Origin of the sequence: Ligaoa zhengdingensis, from assembly GCF_014384885.1 — a bacterium.
Classification (GTDB): domain Bacteria; phylum Bacillota; class Clostridia; order Oscillospirales; family Ruminococcaceae; genus Ligaoa; species Ligaoa zhengdingensis.
In genome coordinates this window covers 1-619 of sequence record NZ_JACRST010000103.1, presented here as the reverse complement: position 1 = coordinate 619, position 619 = coordinate 1, and the positions used below count along the sequence as shown (strand labels likewise).

Annotated in this window: 1 protein-coding gene and 1 pseudogene; both read right to left on the bottom strand. The window is 55.6% G+C overall.

Annotated features, from left to right (window positions below):
* A pseudogene (locus H8711_RS14500) lies at positions 1-182 on the bottom strand (hypothetical protein); the annotation flags it as partial.
* A 26-nt stretch (positions 183-208) separates the two neighbouring features.
* A partial coding sequence (locus H8711_RS14495) for an antirestriction protein ArdA (protein ID WP_249283913.1) occupies positions 209-619 on the bottom strand: 411 nt, incomplete at its 5' end.

The following is a 619-nucleotide window of genomic DNA, read 5'->3' as shown; positions in this document are numbered from 1 at the left end:
TGGTACATGGGGTCCACCCGGGATTTCTGCTGTTCCGCTATGGCGGCGGCCTTGTCCACCATTGCCCGGTATTCCGCCGTTGCGCTCCCTTCCTTGTAGTCGGAAAAGCTGTTCATTTCTTTTGCCCGGCGGGCGGCCCCTTCATTGATAGGGTAATAGTTGATGGTATGCACCTCCTTCATGCTTCGGGCCATGCTGGCCCGAAGTCTTACCGTTCTTCATGGGAAGTCTCCGCCTTGTCCTTTTTCGGAGCGGGTGGGGCTTCTTGAAACCGTTTGAGTGTAGCGAGAATGGAGTGGACAGGCTCGGCCTTTTCAGGATAGGCAAATATCCGGTGTTCCGGCGGAATGTCCTGCGGCCCGTGGTAATACTCCTTGAAGCCCTCCGGGACTGCCGACACATACCCACCGGGAGCGAATACGCCGCCCTCGTTGATACGCACATCCCGCCCGTATGCCTCATAATCGAAGTAGTTCTGAATGTGCTCCGGTATGTCGATAGTCCCAAGCTCGTCGGCGTAAAGACGGCCCAGCCCTTCATCATCGGAAATATCCGGGTAAAAGCGGTAAAGGTCAAGGTTCTGCGTCAGGTTTATCAAATCCTTCACGCTCCTTGTGTG